At 69.1% G+C, this 17022-nt stretch carries 20 protein-coding genes; 8 read left to right on the plus strand and 12 right to left on the minus strand.

Annotated elements, in window-relative coordinates; all coding sequences use genetic code 11:
* Positions 1 to 74 precede the first annotated feature (74 nt).
* The 6 genes from QC826_RS17555 to QC826_RS17580 are packed head-to-tail and all read right to left on the minus strand — an operon-like array spanning position 75 to position 3169.
* A complete protein-coding gene (locus QC826_RS17555) occupies positions 75 to 608 on the minus strand; it encodes a GNAT family N-acetyltransferase (RefSeq protein WP_279761764.1) in 534 nt (177 codons plus the stop codon).
* A gap of 59 nt (positions 609 to 667) precedes the next feature.
* A complete protein-coding gene (locus QC826_RS17560; RefSeq protein WP_409567662.1) occupies positions 668 to 1186 on the minus strand; it encodes an N-acetyltransferase family protein in 519 nt (172 codons plus the stop codon).
* Positions 1183 to 1848 carry a DUF6928 family protein gene (locus tag QC826_RS17565; RefSeq protein ID WP_279761765.1) on the minus strand — a complete coding sequence of 222 codons (666 nt, stop codon included), beginning with the start codon at positions 1846 to 1848 and terminating at the stop codon, positions 1183 to 1185. Before QC826_RS17565 ends, QC826_RS17560 begins: the two co-directional genes overlap by 4 nt.
* 49 nt (positions 1849 to 1897) lie before the next feature.
* The gene (locus QC826_RS17570) at positions 1898 to 2323 is read right to left on the minus strand and encodes a GNAT family N-acetyltransferase (protein ID WP_279761766.1); all 426 of its coding nucleotides are present in this window, start codon (positions 2321 to 2323) and stop codon (positions 1898 to 1900) included.
* A gap of 23 nt (positions 2324 to 2346) precedes the next feature.
* On the minus strand, positions 2347 to 2763 hold the full coding sequence (locus QC826_RS17575; protein WP_279761767.1) for a hypothetical protein: 417 nt from the start codon (positions 2761 to 2763) through the stop codon (positions 2347 to 2349).
* 43 nt (positions 2764 to 2806) lie between these two features.
* Positions 2807 to 3169, minus strand: a complete 363-nt coding sequence (locus QC826_RS17580; RefSeq protein ID WP_279761768.1) for a GFA family protein — start codon at positions 3167 to 3169, stop codon at positions 2807 to 2809.
* A 233-nt stretch (positions 3170 to 3402) separates the two neighbouring features.
* Between QC826_RS17580 and QC826_RS17585 the strand changes: the two genes are divergently transcribed.
* Together QC826_RS17585 and QC826_RS17590 are read left to right on the plus strand one after the other, a co-directional pair.
* Entirely contained in the window at positions 3403 to 4713 is a 1311-nt protein-coding gene (locus QC826_RS17585; RefSeq protein ID WP_409567663.1) for a protoporphyrinogen/coproporphyrinogen oxidase, read from the plus strand.
* Between the two features lie 287 nt (positions 4714 to 5000).
* Positions 5001 to 5519 (plus strand): Lrp/AsnC family transcriptional regulator, encoded by a 519-nt coding sequence (locus QC826_RS17590; protein ID WP_093388665.1) that lies wholly within the window; start codon positions 5001 to 5003, stop codon positions 5517 to 5519.
* 51 nt (positions 5520 to 5570) lie between these two features.
* On the opposite strand, the gene QC826_RS17595 is transcribed toward QC826_RS17590, so the two are convergent.
* Together QC826_RS17595 and hppD are read right to left on the minus strand one after the other, a co-directional pair.
* Entirely contained in the window at positions 5571 to 6770 is a 1200-nt protein-coding gene (locus QC826_RS17595; protein WP_279761770.1) for an aromatic amino acid transaminase, read from the minus strand.
* A gap of 35 nt (positions 6771 to 6805) precedes the next feature.
* The gene (gene hppD, locus QC826_RS17600) at positions 6806 to 7882 is read right to left on the minus strand and encodes a 4-hydroxyphenylpyruvate dioxygenase (RefSeq protein WP_279761771.1); all 1077 of its coding nucleotides are present in this window, start codon (positions 7880 to 7882) and stop codon (positions 6806 to 6808) included.
* Between the two features lie 344 nt (positions 7883 to 8226).
* On the opposite strand from hppD, the gene QC826_RS17605 reads away from it, so the two are divergent.
* The 3 genes from QC826_RS17605 (at position 8227) to QC826_RS17615 (ending at position 11863) form a co-directional block, all read left to right on the plus strand.
* The gene (locus tag QC826_RS17605; protein ID WP_279761772.1) at positions 8227 to 8847 is read left to right on the plus strand and encodes a hypothetical protein; all 621 of its coding nucleotides are present in this window, start codon (positions 8227 to 8229) and stop codon (positions 8845 to 8847) included.
* Positions 8848 to 9016: 169 nt separating this feature from the next.
* Positions 9017 to 10306, plus strand: coding sequence for a hypothetical protein (locus tag QC826_RS17610; protein ID WP_279761773.1), 1290 nt, complete (start codon positions 9017 to 9019; stop codon positions 10304 to 10306).
* A gap of 9 nt (positions 10307 to 10315) precedes the next feature.
* Positions 10316 to 11863 (plus strand): hypothetical protein, encoded by a 1548-nt coding sequence (locus QC826_RS17615; RefSeq protein ID WP_279761774.1) that lies wholly within the window; start codon positions 10316 to 10318, stop codon positions 11861 to 11863.
* A 175-nt stretch (positions 11864 to 12038) separates the two neighbouring features.
* Here the strand turns inward: QC826_RS17615 and QC826_RS17620 are convergent, their stop codons facing one another.
* Positions 12039 to 12308: a hypothetical protein gene (locus tag QC826_RS17620; protein ID WP_279761775.1), complete on the minus strand. Its 270-nt coding sequence runs from the start codon at positions 12306 to 12308 to the stop codon at positions 12039 to 12041.
* The gene (locus QC826_RS17625) at positions 12309 to 12437 is read right to left on the minus strand and encodes a hypothetical protein (protein ID WP_279761776.1); all 129 of its coding nucleotides are present in this window, start codon (positions 12435 to 12437) and stop codon (positions 12309 to 12311) included.
* 74 nt (positions 12438 to 12511) lie between these two features.
* Here QC826_RS17625 and QC826_RS17630 point away from each other — a divergent pair, with 74 nt between their 5' ends.
* The 3 genes from QC826_RS17630 (at position 12512) to QC826_RS17640 (ending at position 14656) form a co-directional block, all read left to right on the plus strand.
* Positions 12512 to 13252, plus strand: a complete 741-nt coding sequence (locus tag QC826_RS17630) for a CHAT domain-containing protein (protein WP_279761777.1) — start codon at positions 12512 to 12514, stop codon at positions 13250 to 13252.
* A 124-nt stretch (positions 13253 to 13376) separates the two neighbouring features.
* Positions 13377 to 13676, plus strand: coding sequence for a hypothetical protein (locus tag QC826_RS17635; protein ID WP_279761778.1), 300 nt, complete (start codon positions 13377 to 13379; stop codon positions 13674 to 13676).
* On the plus strand, positions 13673 to 14656 hold the full coding sequence (locus QC826_RS17640; protein WP_279761779.1) for a hypothetical protein: 984 nt from the start codon (positions 13673 to 13675) through the stop codon (positions 14654 to 14656). The genes QC826_RS17635 and QC826_RS17640 overlap by 4 nt, the downstream gene beginning before the upstream one ends.
* 46 nt (positions 14657 to 14702) lie before the next feature.
* On the opposite strand, the gene QC826_RS17645 is transcribed toward QC826_RS17640, so the two are convergent.
* Both QC826_RS17645 and QC826_RS17650 read right to left on the minus strand, forming a co-directional pair.
* Positions 14703 to 15968 (minus strand): YncE family protein, encoded by a 1266-nt coding sequence (locus QC826_RS17645; protein ID WP_279761780.1) that lies wholly within the window; start codon positions 15966 to 15968, stop codon positions 14703 to 14705.
* Positions 15969 to 16071: 103 nt separating this feature from the next.
* Complete coding sequence (locus tag QC826_RS17650) at positions 16072 to 16908, minus strand: creatininase family protein (protein WP_279761781.1); 837 nt, start codon at positions 16906 to 16908, stop codon at positions 16072 to 16074.
* Positions 16909 to 17022: the final 114 nt, after the last annotated feature.

Here is a 17022-nt window from a genome sequence, read left to right on the forward strand (position 1 = left end):
CCCCTCCCGGTAGTGAACGGCAGGCGTTGTCGGCGATGCGCGCGGCCTCCGGCCCCCGCCGCCGGAAACGCCGCTCAGTCGCGCGTGAGCGAGTACATCGCGGCGGCCACCGGCGTGCCGTGTATCGCCAGCCGCTTGGCGAGGACGCCCTCGAAGCGCGCGCCGACCGCCTCCGCCACGCGGCGGCTGGCGAGGTTGTGTTCGGCGATGACGATCTCGATGCGGTCCAGGCCCAGCACGTCCAGACCGAAGGCGGCCATCATCGGCACGGCGCGCCGGGCGACGCCCTGGTTCTGCCGCGAGGCCCGAACCCAGAATCCCAGATTGGCGAAATTATGCTGGCGGTTGATGTGGTTGATGCCGATGCCGCCGATGTACGCGCCGTCGGCCTCGGCGAAGATGCCCATGCTGTAGGCCGTCCGCGCCGCCAACTCGGCGACGCAGACCTGCACCCACTGCTCGGCCTCGGCCAGGCCGAAGCGCTCGTCGCACCAGGGCATCCACAGGCCCAGGGTGTCGAGCGACTCGACGGCGGCCTGCGCCAACGCGGCGGCGTCGGCGGTAACCAGGGGGCGGATGCACAGTCCGTTGGCGATCAGGTTGTTCATGGCGATGCTCCTTCAAAGTTGGCTTGATGCGCTGGCACGGCGGCGCGACGGTCGGCGCTTCACTCGCCCAATCGCAACGCCATGTGCTGCTCGTCGTAGAAACGCTCGCCGACCCGCATCGCCCGTGGTTCAAGCCCGTAGCCGACGAATCCCAGCGCGCGGTACAACGATTGTGCCGGCAGGTTCGCGGCGTTGACGCATAGCTGGATTTGCAGAACCCCGCTGCGCTGCGCGTGCGCCCGCGCCAGCGCGAACAGACGCCGGGCGATGCCGGCCTTGCGCCAGGCCGGATCGACAAACACGCCCCACAAGGTCGCCTTGTGGGCGACCTGCAGCAAGACCTCGCGACGCAAGCCGGCGATACCGATCAACCGCGGGCCGTCGAAGGCGCCAAAGACCACTTGCGCGTCCGTTTGCGCGATCCGCGCCATCACTTCCTCCTGCGTGCGGCCCTCCTCCTCCGCCAAGGTGGGCCATACTGCGCTGGGCGAATCGACGATCGCCCGCAGCCTGATGGCGCGGAAGGCGGCCGAATCGGCGCTGCTCAGCGGACGGATATCGATTTCGTCATTCATCATTTTTCCCCCACCATTCTGTTGAAAAGGGAGGCGACCGGGCCGGACGCCCTCCTGTACTCGCTCAGTTCGAGATGGGACTGGTCGAACCCATCGAGGCGTAGCCCGAACATGCGCGCCGACACGTCGAACACCAGCTCCTCGCCGCCGACCTCCTCGTCGACCTCCTCGATGGCGCAGGTGTCGAGCACGCGCCGCTCCTCCGGCAGGGGCGCGCCCTCGTCGACGATGATGCCGTCGTCGCTGGCGCCGGCGGCGCTGCGCCGCAGCGTGCCGCCCGCGTACAGGCTGTAGCCCCACAGGTTGACCACGCTGTGCAGCACCACCGCCAGCACCTCGCCGGCCGGATACAGTCCCAGCAAGGCCGGCTTGAATTCGGCGAACGGCGCGGCGCCGCCGCCGATCTTGCGGCACGACGCATCGTCGAACAGCTGGCAGACCAACTGGCTCTCGCAGACGATCGCGCCGTCCGGGTAGGCGCCGATGAACAAGGCCCCCTTGCGCGGATACAGCGCGGCGTCCAGCGTGGCCGGCCCGACGTAGGCGTAGCCGGACAGGCCCAGGCGCAGGCGCAGCTGCTCGGCGCGCTGCGCCTCGTGGCGCGGCCGCGTGCCGAAGTAGCCCGGCACGGCCGTGGCGAACACCGCAAACGCTTTCCATCCCATCTGCCAACCCTCCCTGTTTGGACTACCTAGCTAGCGCAACGCCGACGACTCAGCCCACCACCTTGGCAAAGTACTTCGGCGACTCGGCGAACCCCTGCCGCTGGTAGAACCGGTGCGCGCCCGAGCGGCGCGAATGGCAATGCACCTCGATCCGGTCGCAGCCGCGTTCTTCCGCCAACGCTGCCGCCGCCCGCTCGAGCGCCTCGCCGATGCCATGGCCGCGTTTATCCTCGGCCACACAGAAATAGCTGATGCGGCAAAAATCCCCCGCCAGCGCGATCTGCGGCACGAAATGCAGCGAAATGAATCCATCCACCCCGTCGCCGCTGGCGGCCACCAACAGCCGCGCATCGGGATGGGCGATTTGCGCAAGGATTTTCGCCGCAATGAATTCCTCGCAGCCGGGATAGCCGAACGAGGCCAGCAGGCCAGCGATCACCTCGGCGTCGGAAACAGTCACTTCTCGAATATGCATAACATCCCGGTTCGACGATGAGATTACGATTTGTCGGCGCCGCCAATAAAAGGCGACGGCCACAGACGCAAAAATACCCCTCCCGCCAGCGCCCAAGGCAGAGCCATCGGTACAAGAACATAGGCAGCTGTCGCGATGAAAGAACGGTCCACCGCAGAGTCGTGCAACAAGGCAGCCACCAGCAATGTGAGCGAGCAAGCCACAGCCGTCGGGGCGCAAACGGCGCCAAGCTTGCGCAGCCGCAGCGTCGCAGGAAACACAACTAGCCACAGTATCAGCAGGTAGGCTAGCGCGAGCGGCAACTCGAAAATCGCTGCGGCGCGCAAGGCCGCGTCGTCGGCTTGCGCCAGATGCCGCAGCGGGGAAACCGCATCGACGGCGGCAAACAATGCCGCTGACACGCACGTCGCGACTTCGGATGCGATCAGTTTCTTCATCATAGCTTGGCGTCTCAACAGTGGCTCATCCTAGACCCTGCAGCGGTCACAGATGGCGCACCTCGGCCGGCGGCGCATCCCAATTGTCGTTCTTCCCGTCCAGATAAGTGATCGGCGCCGTGATCAGCTCCTCCGCCGTCACATCGTCCAGGCAGCTCAGGTTGACCGCGTAGAACGCACCCCAGCGCGGCGAATCGCCGATGCAAAAGGGGCGCACGCCGCAATGCCGGCAGAACATGTGCTGGTCGACCATGCGCTTGAACTGGTATTTCTGCAATGCGCCATGCCCGGCCAGCAGCCGGAATGCCGACGGCTGCACCACCGCCGACCACAACCGGGTCTTGGCGCAAATACTGCAGTTGCAGCGGATGGTGCCTTGGGCGAGGTCGATGTCGGCCTCGAAGCGCAACTCGCCGCAATGACAACTGCCGTGATAAGTCTTCAAATTCGCCCCCCGTTTGCCCGCCGCATCCAGCAGACTCTAGCAGAACATTGCCTTTTCGGCAAATCGACGCTGCGCCGGCATGCGCCGACCGCCACCATCCGCCGGCTTTAGCTGAAATTAACTTTGGCACGCTAGACTCCTGTTGCCACGCGGTGCGGCCAGCGGCACGGCACCAGCTTTTACCAACGAGGGAAAATTTGCAACGATCAGTCATTGTCATCGGCGCCGGCATCGCCGGCCTGAGCGCCGCCCACCACCTGAGCCGCCACGGCTGCCGGGTGACGGTGCTGGAGGCGGCCGGGCGGGTTGGCGGCCGCATGGGCACCGACCTGCGCGACGGCTACCGCATCGACCGGGGCGCGCAGTTCCTCTCCACCGGCTACGTCGAGATCCAGGCGCTGATCGAACGCATGGGCATGGCGGCGCAGCTGAGCACCTGCGCGCAGTGGGGCGGCACGGCGCGCGCCGGCAAGGTGCGCCGGGTCAGTCCGGACAAGCCGTGGAGCGTGGCCAGCAGCGGCCTGCTGGGCTGGGGCGCGCTGCTGCGCCTGGGCCTGGCCGGCGCGCTCGACGCGCGCCGCTGCGCCCACCTGCCGCTCAACGACTACGCCGCCTGGCAGCAGTGGGACGACCAGGGCACGGCCACCTGGGCCAGCGAACGCTTCGGCGCCGACGCGCTCGAACACATCTTCGAACCCGTACTGGCGGGCTTTTTCTTCCAGTCGCCCGAGGCGGCCTCGCGCGCGCTCTCGCTGCTGACCTGGAGCTACGGCGCGCGCCGCTTCAGGACGGCGGCGCTGGACGGCGGCATGGGCAGCTTGACCGAGGCGCTGGCGGCCCGGCTGGACGTGCGCCTGGCCACGCCGGCGCTGGGCCTGTCGCACGACGGCGCCGGCGTGCGCGTCGACACGCCGCACGGCGAGCTGCGCGCCGACCACGTGATCCTCGCCACCACCGCCTCGGCCGCCGCCGCGCTGTACCATCCCGACTGCGCGCTGACCAGGGCGCTGCTGGCGACGCGCTACAGTTCGACCATCAACATCGGCATCGCCCTGCCCGGCGGCATCCGTGGCAGCGCCGTGCCGGACGACATCTACGGCCTCTTGATTCCCCGCCGCGAACGCAAGGTGATCGCGGCGGTCGGCATCGAGTCGCGCAAGGCGTCCAGCCTGGTGCCGCGGGGCGAGCTGCTCAACGTCATGCTCGACGGCCAGGCCGGCGCGCGCCTGCTCGACCAGGGCGAGGCGGCCGTGCTGAACGAGGTGTTCCCCGAGCTGGAACGCTACTTCCCCGGGGTGCGCAAGAACACCGCCTTCGCCCACTTCTGCCGCTGGCGCGAGGCCGAGCCCTGCTCGGCGGTGGGGCGGGCGCGCGCCATCGCCGCCTACCGCGCGGCGCTCAAGCCCGACCAGCGCGTGCTGCTGGCCGGCGACTACATGAGCGCGCCCACCACGGAGGGCGCAGCCTTCAGCGGCAAATGGGCCGCCAGCCGCCTGCTCGCCGACTAATTCCCCTGGATCGACTGCGCCAGCGCTGCCACCGGCCGGCGCGCCGGGGTTGGCGACTCAATCGTGCATCGCCCAATGGTGCTCGTTGGCGGATGGCGTCCCGCTGCGGCGCCAGGCCGGACAGCCGGATTGTCGCCGTCAATAGTTAAGCTGTGCGTGCGCGACCAAAACACGCGGGATAGTCGGATTTTGCACATCATTATTGCAATGCCGGACGCAACGATGCACAATCCAGCCCAGAAGACGCACAAGGCACGCGCCGCCAATCAACTCACTAGAGCATTCGGATGACCACCATTACCGTAGACCGCCACGACCTCGCCATCCTCAACGAGCTGCAGCGCGATGGCCAGCTGACCAACAGCACGCTCGGCGAGCGCATCCACTTGTCGACCTCGCAGGTGGGCCGCCGCGTGCAGCGGCTGGAGGAAGCCGGCGTGATCGACCACTACGCCGCCGTGCTCGATCCGCTGGTGGTGGGACTGGACGTGATGGCCTTCGTCCAGGTGACCCTGGACCGCCACGGCGAAACGCGCGGCGAGGTGTTCGAGCAGGCGGTCGCCGACCTGCCCGAGGTGCTGGAGTGCTTCTCGGTGACCGGCGAGGCCGACTACATCGTGCGCGTCATCTCGCACGACCTGAACTCCTTCTCGAAGTTCATGATGGACGGCCTGCTGCGCATTCCCGGGGTCACCAACGTCAAGTCGAACATCTCGCTGAAGAAGGTCAAGCAGGTCACCATACTGCCGCTCGACCACCTGGCCCAGCCCAAGCTGAGCAAGCAGCGCGTGCAGTTCAGCGCATAAAAAAACAGCGGCGCACAAGGCGCCGCTGCTGCTATCTAGCCACCGAAAAAATCAACGGCGCTTGAGCACCTGGGCGATGGCGTCGGCCGCCGGCGCGATGCTGCCCTCGGTCAGCGCGGCCAGGCAGATGCGGCCGGAGCTGAGCACGTACAGGCCGAACTCCTGGCGCAGCACGTCGGCTTCGGCCGCCGTCAGGTCGGTGTAGCTGAACATGCCGGTCTGCTTGTTCAGGTAGCTGAAGTCCAGGCCCGGGCAACGCGCGCTCAGCGCGTCGTACAAGCCGGTGCGCATGGCCTTGACGCGCAGGCGCATGCCTTCCAACTCGGCCAGCCATTCGGCGCGCAGGCCGGCGTCGTCGAGCACGCGGGCGATGATGCGGGCGCCGTGGATCGGCGGGCTGGAGTAGTTGCGGCGGATGGTCGCCTTCAACTGGCCCAGCACGTTGGTGGCCTGCGTGCTGTCGTCGCAGACCACGCTGAGCGAGCCGCAACGCTCGCCGTACAGCGAGAAGTTCTTCGAGAACGAGCTGGCGACGAACAGGGCGATGCCCTCCTCGGCGAAGTGGCGGATGGCGAAGGCGTCGGCGTCCGGGCCTTCACCGAAGCCCTGGTAGGCGATGTCGAAGAACGGCAGCAGGCCGCGACGACGGATCAGGCCCGCCAGTTCGCGCCACTGCGCCTGGTTCAAGTCGGCGCCGGTCGGGTTGTGGCAGCAGGCGTGCAGCAGCACCACGTCGCCGGCCGGCAGCTGCTCCAGCGCGGCCAGCATGCCGGGGAAGTCGACGTGGCCGGTGGCCGCGTCGTAGTAGCGGTACTTGCCGACCGTCAGGCCGGCGCCGCCGAAGATGCTGTAGTGGTTGTCCCAGGTCGGATCGCTGACCCACACTTTGGCCTTCGGGAAGTAGTGGGCGATGAAATCGGCGCCCACCTTGAGCGCGCCGGAGCCGCCCAGGGTCTGCGCCGTGGCCACGCGCGACTCGGTGACGGCGCGGTGCTCGGCGCCGAAGATCAGCGCGCGCACCGCGCTGCGGTAGGCGGCGTTGCCTTCCATCGGCAGGTAGGGACGGGTGCCCAGCACGGCGGCCAGCGCCGTCTCGGCCTGCAGGACGGCGCGCATCGCCGGCATCTTGCCGGCCGCGTCGAGGTAGACGCCGATGCTCAGGTTGATCTTGTTGGCACGCGGGTCGGCGCCGAACTGCTCGTTCAGGGTCAGGATCGGGTCGCCCGGGTAGGCTTCAACTTCTTTAAACATGTTGCTCCTTCTTGTGCTGGGTCTGGCGGATTGGCTCAGTCCGCTTTGAGAACGCCGCGTTCGATCTGGTCGCGCTCGATGGACTCGAACAGGGCCTTGAAATTGCCCTCGCCGAAGCCCTCGTCGCCCTTGCGCTGGATGAACTCGAAGAACACCGGGCCGAGCACGGTTTTCGAGAAGATCTGCAGCAGCAGGCGGCGGCCGTTCTCGTCGCTGGTGCCATCCAACAGGATACCACGCGCCTTCAGTTCGGCGACAGGCTCGCCGTGCTTGGGCAGGCGGCCTTCCAGCATGTCGTAGTAGGTGGCCGGCGGCGCGGTCATCAACGGTACGCCGGCCTCCTTCAGCTGGTCCAGGGTGGCGATCAGGTCGTCGGTGAACAGCGCGATATGCTGCACGCCCTCGCCGTTGAACTGCATCAGGAACTCCTCGATCTGGCCGGCGCCCTTGGACGACTCCTCGTTGAGGGGAATGCGGATCATGCCGTCCGGCGCGCTCATCGCCTTCGAGGTCAGGCCGGTGTACTCGCCCTTGATGTCGAAGTAGCGCAGCTCGCGGAAGTTGAACAGCTTCTCGTAGAAGGCCGCCCAGTAGGCCATGCGGCCGCGGTAGACGTTGTGGGTCAGGTGGTCGATGACGGTCAGGCCGACGCCCTTGGGATGCTGGTCGACGCCGTCGAGGTATTCGAAGTCGATGTCATAGATCGACCTGCCCTCCTCGAAGCGGTCGATCAGGTACAGCGGCGCGCCGCCGATGCCCTTGATGGCCGGCAGGCGCAGCTCCATCGGGCCGACCGGCATGTCCATCGCCTGGGCGCCCAGTTCGAGCGCGCGGCGGTAGGCCTGCTGCGCGTTCTTGACGCGGAAGGCGATGCCGCAGGCCGACGGGCCGTGCTCGGCGGCGAAGTAGGCGGCGGCGCTGCCGGGTTCGTTGTTGATGATGAAGTTGATGCCGCCCTGGCGGTACAGGGTGACGTCCTTGGAGCGGTGGCGCGCCACCTTGGTGAAGCCCATGGCCTCGAAGACCGGCTCCAGCGTGTTCGGCGTGGGCGAGGCGAATTCGATGAACTCGAAGCCCATCAGGCCCATAGGATTTGCTAACAGATCAGTCATGACGTATTCCCCGGCGTGGTGTGAGAGACGAAATTGTAGGGCGCTTCGCCCGCTCATTGTGCGTATGTTAGGCGCGATATTGGCAGGCCTATGCGCAAAACACGCAGAAAAATCGACATTCAAGCTCGGCCGCTGCAGATAGGTGAACTTTCCCCCGCCGCGACGGCTCTAACTCTGTTGCAAAGATGAGCGCAAACATAAATTTGCGCCGCCACACAAGCAAAAAAGTGTAATATTAAATTATTAATTAATTGAGTTGCCGAATTAAATCCACGGCACAATAGAATACATTAATTCCAAAGCAACAACTTAGAATGTCATTCGAATAAACTTTAATATTTATTATGCCGGCCATTTCCAGCAGCGCCAGCCGACTTCGCGCCAGGATGTCGGCGAGAACCAACAGCGCAAGACCTTCGGTCTCCGCCTGGTCCTTCGTCAACTCCTCGTTCGCGCTCTGGTTGTTCAGCAGTATATTTATCACCTTCGGCTCGTGGGTTTTCACCGTTTGGAAAGACGAGCGGAATCGGCAACAGCAGGTGCAGCAGAATATACTCAGGCTCGACGCCGAAATCGCGTCGCGCTTCTACGTCAATGGGACCGAATTGGACGAGCTGCCCTTGCTGGTCCTGAAGACCAATGGCTTCGCCATAGAAAGTGATACGGCCAGGAGTATCTACAACGCCTACCTGATGGCGCCGTCGGCGCAGCGCGCCGCCTTTCCCGAGTACCGCGAGCGGGGGCTGATCTCATTGTTCCATGAGCTTGCCGGCCTGCTCAAGGACGAGGAGAAGGCCTGCGTGCTGGCCGCCATCCGCTCGGCGCGCTATTTGCAGGGCGGCCTGGCCTCGCGACAAAGCACCACCCAGGGCGAGGCCTTGAACAGGATGCTGGAGATCGCCGACTACCGATGGCGCCGGACCGCCAAGCCGCGCGCCCCCTGCCGGACCGCGCCGCCCCCCTAGCGGCGGCTTGCCCGGGCGCCCCGGCCTGGTTCGTGGCGGCCGCTGGCGATGGTGGTGGCGGCGGTGGCGGTGGTGCGGCCAAGATTTTTGCTTGTTCCCAAGGAGAGACATGATGCCCAGCGAGCCGGTTGGTCCGGTGCGGTTCACCGGAGTGGAAATCGAAACATGGTTGCTCAAATTTGACAAGCATGGCGCCTGCGTCTCGCCGCAAACCCGCGCCGCCTTCCTGGCCCGGCTCGACAACGCGCCGAACGCGCCCGTCATCCTGTTCTCCCACGGCTGGAACAACGACTACAGCGACGCCGTCGCGCTGTACCGCGACTTCCTGTTGCAGTTGCAGGCCCACTGGCATCAATACTCAAGCGGACCAGTGGCACCGATCTTCCTCGGCGTGATCTGGCCCAGCACCTGGCTGTCCTTCGATCATGGTCCGGACATGGCCTCGGCGACGCCGGCCGGCGCACCGAGCGCCGAGCAGGCGCTGGGCGCCGAACTGGCGGCCCTGCTGCCCGACGCGCAGCAAGCCCGCCTGCTCGCGCTGCTGGCGCGCGGCGCGCTGAACGAGTCCGACGCGCAGGAGCTGGGCGCGCTGCTGGCCGGCGCCCTGCGCGCCGAGGCGCGGCCGGAGGCCGGCGACGACATCGCGGCGGCCGACGCCGGCGCCATCGTCGCCGGCACGCAGGCGCTGCGCGAACTCGACAACGCCGACAACGCCGGCGCCGGCCTCGACGGCGGCGGCACCGTCGACGGCGGCGGCCGCGCCGCGCCGCTGCGCGACGCCGGCCCGCTCGACTACCTCGATCCGCGCCAGGCGCTGCGGGTCGCCTCGGTCTACCAGATGAAGGACCGCGCCGGAACGGTCGGCCGCTTGGGCCTGGCGCCCCTGCTCGGCGAGATCTTGGCGCGCTGCGCCGGGCCGCTGCACGCGCTGGGCCACTCGTACGGGGCCAAGGTGGTGCTGTCGTCGATCGCCGCCGCCCCCTTGCCGCGTCCGCTGGCCTCGGTGCTACTGCTCGAACCGGCCGTCTCGCACCTGTGCTTCGCCGAGCATGTGCCCGGCCGGGCCGGGCCGGGCGGCTACCGCGCCGTGCTGGAGCGCATCGCCGGCTCGCTGCTGATGACCTACAGCGGCCACGACTTCCCGCTGCACGAGGTGTTCCACCGCGCACTGCGGCGCGACACCGACCTGGCCGAACTGGGCGCCGCCGCCGCCGGCGACACGAGCGCCGGCGCACCGCCCAACGCCTACGCCGCGCTGGGCGGCTACGGCCCGCGCGGCGCCGGCGAGGCCTTGCGCGAACCGCTGCCGGAACCCGGCACCAGCTTTGTGCTGCCGGCCGGATCGACCCCGCTGGCCTTCGACGGCACGCTGCACAAGCGCATCAACGGCCACGGCGACGTGCGCTCGGCCTACACCGCCTGGCTGCTCTACGTCCAGATGAGCCAAACGCACAATTAGGAGCACGCCATGAACTTCAATCCCGTCGACTTGTTCAACAGCAGCGCGGCGCTGCTGAGGACCGCCCTCGCCGGCACGGCGCTGCCCGCCGCGCCGCTGACGGTGCTGACGGTGAAGCTGCTGTTCCGGCGCGGCGACACCGTGGTCCGGTTCGAGCTGGCCGGCGCCGACGCGGCGGCGCCGACGGACGCCGAGGCGCAGTCCTGGGAAGTCCGCCTGGACCAGTTCCAGCCGGCGCCGGCGGCCGAACCGAGCATGCCGGACGGTCGGGCCGGGCGGCGGCCCGAGCCGGGCGCCGATCTGCTGCTGCCGCGCGGCCTGGCCGACGACGTGCGCTACCGCCTCGCCGCCCAGCCGGGCGCCGCGCCGGCCCATCCGCTATGGCTCAGGTTGGCGCGGCCCTACGGCCTGCTCGGCAGCGTGCCGTGGGAACGCGAGCTGGGCGCCGCGCTGGGCCGGCCGGTGCTGCGCCTGCCCGACTTCCCCGAGCGCCCGGCGGAGCGGCCGGACGTGCTGGAGAACGCGCTGCTGGTCGACCCCGGTCCGCTGGCCGGGGCCGACCCCGGCGACGTCCTGGCGCGCACGGCGCGCCTGCTGCGGGCCGTGCTGGCCGGTTCGTCGCGCGCCGCCACGCGGGTCCACATATTCACCACCGGCGAGTGGTTCGACACGCTCGCCGTGCTGGCCGACGAGCCGCGCGTGCGGGTGCACGATCCGGCCGCCGCCGCGGCGGACGGCGCGACGAGCGCGGCGTCCCCGCTCGAGGGCGCGCCGGCGCTACGCTCGGCGGCCTGGTCGAACTGGATCGCCGCCACCCTGGCCGGGCTCGGCGTCGACGCGGTGCACCTGGTCTGCCGCGCGCAACGGCGCGACAACGGCGCCGAGATCGGCCTGTCGCACTCGCCGTTCGACCGCGGCGAACTGGTGCCGATGATCGCCCTCGACCACGACGAGCTGTGCCTGCTGCTCAACCGCGCCGGCGCCTGGGCCTGCAGCTTCGCGCCGAGCGCGGCGGGCCAGCGCCAGGCGGTGATGGTGGCCGCCGACGGCTTCGCCCACCGCCGCCCCGGCGCCGTGCTGTACTACGACCCGGCGGCCGAGGAGGACGCCGCCGCGCTCGACACCGCCTGCCGCCTGCTGTTCCACAGCACGCCTTCGCAAGCACCGCGGTTCCGCCACGGCTTCCTGTACTGCCACCCCGCCTTCGTGCGCGGCAGCCAGCTGTCGCTCGAGCTGGCCGCCTTCGGCGTGCTCGCCAGCCAGGCCGCCCTGCTGGCGCCGAGGACGCCGCTGACGGCGCGGCTGTGGCAATCGCTGAGCGGGGCTGCGCCGGCGCCGGTGGCGCCGAGCTGGCTGGGGGCCAGCCAGCGCTTCCTTGAGTCGGCCGTGTTCGACGAGGCGCGCCGCGCCGCGCCCGACGTGTTGCTGACCCAGACCGCGCCCGACCAGTGGCAGTCGGCCATCGGGCCGATGACGCCGGACGCGGCGGCCAACCGGACGCTGGCCGACATCCAGTCGGTCATCGCCAACTACATGAAAACCCAAGGGGGGGAATAGACGCCATGCCAGACCGCGACGCCACGGTGGAGATCGCCACCATCGACAGCAACGGGGCGGTGATGTTCCGCCTGCTGCGCAGCAGCTCTCCGCATCTCAACATGCACCGCTTCGTCACCCTCCCCCTGCACCCGTCGACCCTGCCGCCGCTCGACAGCCGCAGCAACGTGCAAAGCTACGGCAACACGCTGCGCGAGGCGCTGTACCTGCATTCGGCGGTGCGCGACGAGCTGAGCCAGATCTTCCAGTCGCTCCAGGCCGACGGCGGCGCCGCGCCTCGGCAGCAGGCCAGCCTGCAGTTCGCCATCGGCGCCGACGACGGCGAACCGTTCCGCTGGGAGGCGCTGCACGACGAGGCGCCCGACTGCTTCCTGGCGGCGCGCCAGTCGTGCAGCCTGAAGCGGATCGCCTTCGCCGCCGCCGCGGCCGACCCCGGGCCGCGCATCTACAGCCTGCCGATCCGCATGGCCGCCTTCCTGTCGCCCAGCAAGGTCGACTCGCGGGCCGAGTTCGGCGCCATCAGCGCGGCGGTCGCCGCCGCCATCGGCGACGGCCTGGCCGTCAGGGCGACCATCTACCTGGGCGAGCAGGCGCCTGCTGGACCAGGCCGAGGCCGACATCGCGGCCGGCCGCCTGCCCGGCATCGAGGTGTTGCCGATTCCGGGCGACACCTTCGCGCTGGCGCGGGCCTTGAGCAACGACCCGGTGCAACTGGTCCACTTCTTTTGCCACGGCTACGCCCAGGACAACGTGCCGCGGCTGGAGTTCGCCAGCATCAACGACCACGACATCGGCGCCGCCCGCGGTTCGATCGACCTGTCGCTGGAACGGCTGGGGCCGGCGCTGGCCGCCGCCGGCACGGTCTGGCTGACGGTGCTCAGCAGTTGCTCCAGCGCGCAGGAGGTGCCGCGCCTGTTCTCGATGGCGCGCGAGCTGGCCAACACCGTCTCGCCGGTGGCCATCGGCATGGCCGAGCCGATGCAACCGGGCGACGCCAGCCTGTTCGCCGACGGCTTCTACCGCAAGGCCTTCGAGATCATCGGCAACGCGCTGGCCGGCATGGCGCTGGGCCAGACCACCCGGATCGACTTCGGCGCGGCGGTGGCGCAGGCGCGCGCCAATCTGCACAGCAAGGCGCAGGCGCCGGGCGAGGAGGACAATGCGTTCGGCCGCTGGTGCCTGCCGGTGATGTACCAGCGCGACGCCCCGCTCAAGGTCGGCCTGGCCAGCGTCGACATGCGCAAGCGCATCGCCCTGGTCGGCCAGACCCTGCGCAACCTGCCGGCCAGCACGCCGGTGGCGCTGCGCGAACAAATCCTCGCCATGCTGGCGCAGGAGCCGGTCGTGCCGCCGGCGTTGCGCCCGGACCTGGACGGGGGCTTCCGATGAGCGGGGAGCTGAGCCGGCCCGAGAGCCTGCAGATCAACGCCTGGTCGGGCGCGCTGGACAACCGCGCCGCCCTGCCGCCGCGCCTGCCGTGGGCGCAGGAGGAGCGGGTCAGGCGGGCGGTCAAGTGGCTGGCGCCGGCGGCGCCGGTCGACGAGCGGCGCTGGCAGCATCCGGACATCGGCTGGGCCTGCTGCTGCCCGACGACGACGCGCTCGAACCCGCCGCCAAGGCGCGCGCCGACGACGCCCCGGCGCCGATCCGGCGGCTGCTGGCGGCGCGCCCCGGCTCGCCCGTGCTGCGCTGGTCGGCCAAGCTGGCGAACTACTACCTGCGCCGCTACTACGCCGACGGCACGGCGCAGACCTGTCGGTCGCCGCGCCCAAGCCCGGCGTCAAGGACGGCTACATCCCGCGCTACCTGTTGATCTACGCCACGCCGCAGCAGATCCCGTGGAGCGTGCAGTACGGCTTGAACATGTCGACCTACGTCGGCCGGCTCGACCTGAGCGAGCAGGAGGGGCTGGGACACTATGTCGAGGCCCTGCTCAACGACTGGGGCGACAGCGCCTGCCGGCCGGGCGCGCCGGTGGTGTGGAGCGTCGAGCACGGCCAGCAGGACATCACCTGGCTGATGGCGCGCGCGGTGGCCGACCGCCTGTGGCAGCGCCTGGAGAACGACGGCGACCTGGCGGGCCGGCTGCGCCTGCAGGGCGAGCTGGCCAGCCGCGGCGCGCTGGCCGACGCGCTGGCCGAGCGCAGGCCGGGCCTGGTGGTCACCACCAGCCATGGCATGACCGGGCCGCTGAACGACGCCGCCGCACTGCGCGCGCAACTGGGCGCGCCGGTCGACCTGCGGCACGAGCCGCTGCGCGCCGACGACCTGCGCGACTGGCGGCCGAGCGGCGCCATCTGGTACGCCCACGCCTGCTGCTCGGCCGGTTCGGACAGCGAGTCGCGCTACGCCAACCTGCTGGCCGCCGACAGCGCCATCGGCCAGACCCTGAACGGCGTGGCCGCCGCGGCCGGCGCGATGGTGGCGCCGTTGCCGCGCAAGTTGCTGGGAATGCCGGCGCCGCTGCGCGCCTTCGTCGGCCACGTCGAACCGACCTTCGACTGGACGCTGCGCGACCCCACCACCAAGCAGGTGCTGACCCACGTGCTGGCGCAGTCGCTGTACAACGATTTGTTTCAACAGGATATGCGCACGCCGATCGGCTACGCGCTGCGCCGGGTGTTCGACGAGGCCGGCGCCTTCCACGCGCTGTGGCAGGACGACAAGAGGAAAATCAACGCCAACGTGCCAAGGATGCGAGATTGGGCCTTGTACCACCAGCTGGTGTCGATGGACCGGCAGACCCTGGTAATCCTCGGCGATCCGACGGTGGCGCTGCCGCCGCTGGCCTAGCCGGCAAGGCGCGCCGGGCCGACGGGCGGCCCGGCGTGCCGGCGCGTCAGCGCAGGTTGCCGGTGTGGCCCAGCGAGTAGCGGCCCGGCTGCGGCCAGACGGTCAGGCCGTGCGGCTCCTGGCCGACGCGGATCTGGTCGACCTTGCCGCCGGTGGTGTCGATGCGGTAGACCACGTCGTCGAAGCGGCCGGACAGCCACAGGTATTTGCCGTCGGCGCTGACGTTGCCCATGTCCGGGCTGCCGCCGCCGGGGATGACCCAGCTGCCGACCACCTTGTCGGTGGCGAAGTCGATCACGCTGACGCTGCCCTTGCCGCGCCGCTTGCCGTGGATGCGGTGGGTGCCGCGGTTGGCGACGTAGAACTTCTTGCCGTCGCGGCTGGGGTAGATGCCGTGCGCGCCGACGCCGGTGGCGATGAAGCCGATCTCCTTGAAGGCGACGCCGTCGACCACGTGGACGCCGTCGGCGTCCATGTCGGCGATGTAGAATTTTTTACCGTCGGGCGAGATGCGTATGTCCTGCGGCATGCCCTTCTTCGAGCTGCACACCTCGCCCGGCGGGCCGCCCACCGGCACCGACTCGGCGAAGCGGGTGGCCGGCATTTTCAATTTCAGATAGCCGGTCACCTTGCGTTCGACCAGGTCGATCTTGGCGATGGTGCCGTCGAACTCGCAGGTGAACACGGCGAAGCGGCCGTCGTTGGAGAAGTCGGCGTGGTTGATGCCGGCGCAGCCCGGCGTGTCGATCGAGTACTGCATCGCCATCGTCTGCGGGTGGCGGAAGTCGAGGCGGTGGCGCGCCTCGGCGACCACGATGGCCGACTTGCCGTCCGGCGTGAAGTACATATTGTAGGGATCGTCGACCGGCACCGACTTGCCCGGCTTGCCGGTCAGCGGATCGATCGGCGTCAGGCTGCCCTTGTCGGTGCGCTCGGCGTTGTTGGCCGCCCACAGCGTGCGCAGGTCCCAAGCCGGCACCACGTGCTGCGGGCCGAGGCCGACCTTGAACTTGTCGACCACCTTCAAGGTCTCCTGGTCGATCACGTAGACGTCGTTGGAGCGCAGGTTGGGCACGTAGACGCGCGCCAGATGGCCCTTGACGGCGGCGCTCATGTTGGCCGGGCCGGTGCTGCCGTAGACGTTGTTGATGTCGGCCAGCGGCGGCATGCCGGGCAGCGCCGAGTAGGCCGGCGCGGCGGCGGCGGCCGGGGCGGCCGGCGCGGCGCCGACGACGTAGCCGGCGATGCCCAGACCGGCGACGGCCAGGGCGATGGTGACTGCGAGCGTGGTACGGCGTGGTTTCGGGTTCATATGTGTGGTGGTCCGGTCGGTTGATGGGGACTAAATTCGGGACTAAATTCGGGACTAAATTCGGGACTAAATTCTGGACAGGATTCTTGGCACCGTGCCGGCGCTAGCGGGCGCGCTCCTGCAGTTTGCGGATCGCCGCGACCGAGGTGTCGACGATGCGCCGCACGCCGAGCTGGCCCAGTTCGGCCGTGGCGCGCGTGGCGTCGCCGCGCACGCCGTCCTGCGGGGTCGGCTTGGCGCCGCGCGCCATGGCCTCGCTGCGCACCAGCGAGGGGTCGGTGGCCAGGGTCAGCGCGGCGTCGGCCAAGCCGGCGTGCAGGCCGATCTCGGCGGCGCTGTAGCCGCGCTTCTTCAGGTCGGCGACATAGGCGGTCTGGGTGATCTCGTAGTAGTCCAGCAGCGCGTGGGCGCGGGCCTCGCCGGCCTTGCCCCAGGCGCGGTTCAGCTTGGCGGCGACGCGCGCCTCGTTCTGCTGGTAGCCGCCGTGGTCGCCGATGAAGACGATGTCGCGGAAACCGTGCTGGCGCAGGCTGGCGGCGGTCGCCTCGAGCAGCGACTCGAAGGTGGCGTCGGGGATCGAGATGGTGCCGGCGAAGCGCATGTGGCCGGCCGGCGGGTTGATGCTGCCCTCGGGCACGTAGGACACCACCGGCGCGACCAGGGTGTTGCCGAGCTTCTGGGCGATCAGCTTGGCCAGCAGGCCGGCGCGCGCGTTGTGCTTGCCCAGCGCGATGTAGGGGCCGCTCTGCTCGACGCCGCCGATCGGCACCAAAATGGTGGTGGCGCCGTGGTCGATGCGGCCGCGCAGCTCGCTGCTGGTGAGCTCCTCCAGCACGACGCTGGCGGCGCGCTCGGCGGCGAACGCCGCGCCCGGCGCGGCGGCCGTCAACAGCAAACCCAACAGGAAGGCCGGATGGCCGCGCTTCACTGCCCACATCATCGCGTCCGCCCTTCGCCTACCTGCGGGGCGGAACGCCCGGCGCTTGTCGAGCGCGCCGCGTAACACCAGGAACTCATAAGCCACAGCCTTTTGGTGATTGTCAAATTCTGCCGC

The sequence above is a fragment of the Rugamonas sp. DEMB1 genome, assembly GCF_029834475.1.
In the GTDB taxonomy this organism is placed as follows: domain Bacteria; phylum Pseudomonadota; class Gammaproteobacteria; order Burkholderiales; family Burkholderiaceae_D; genus Rugamonas; species Rugamonas rubra.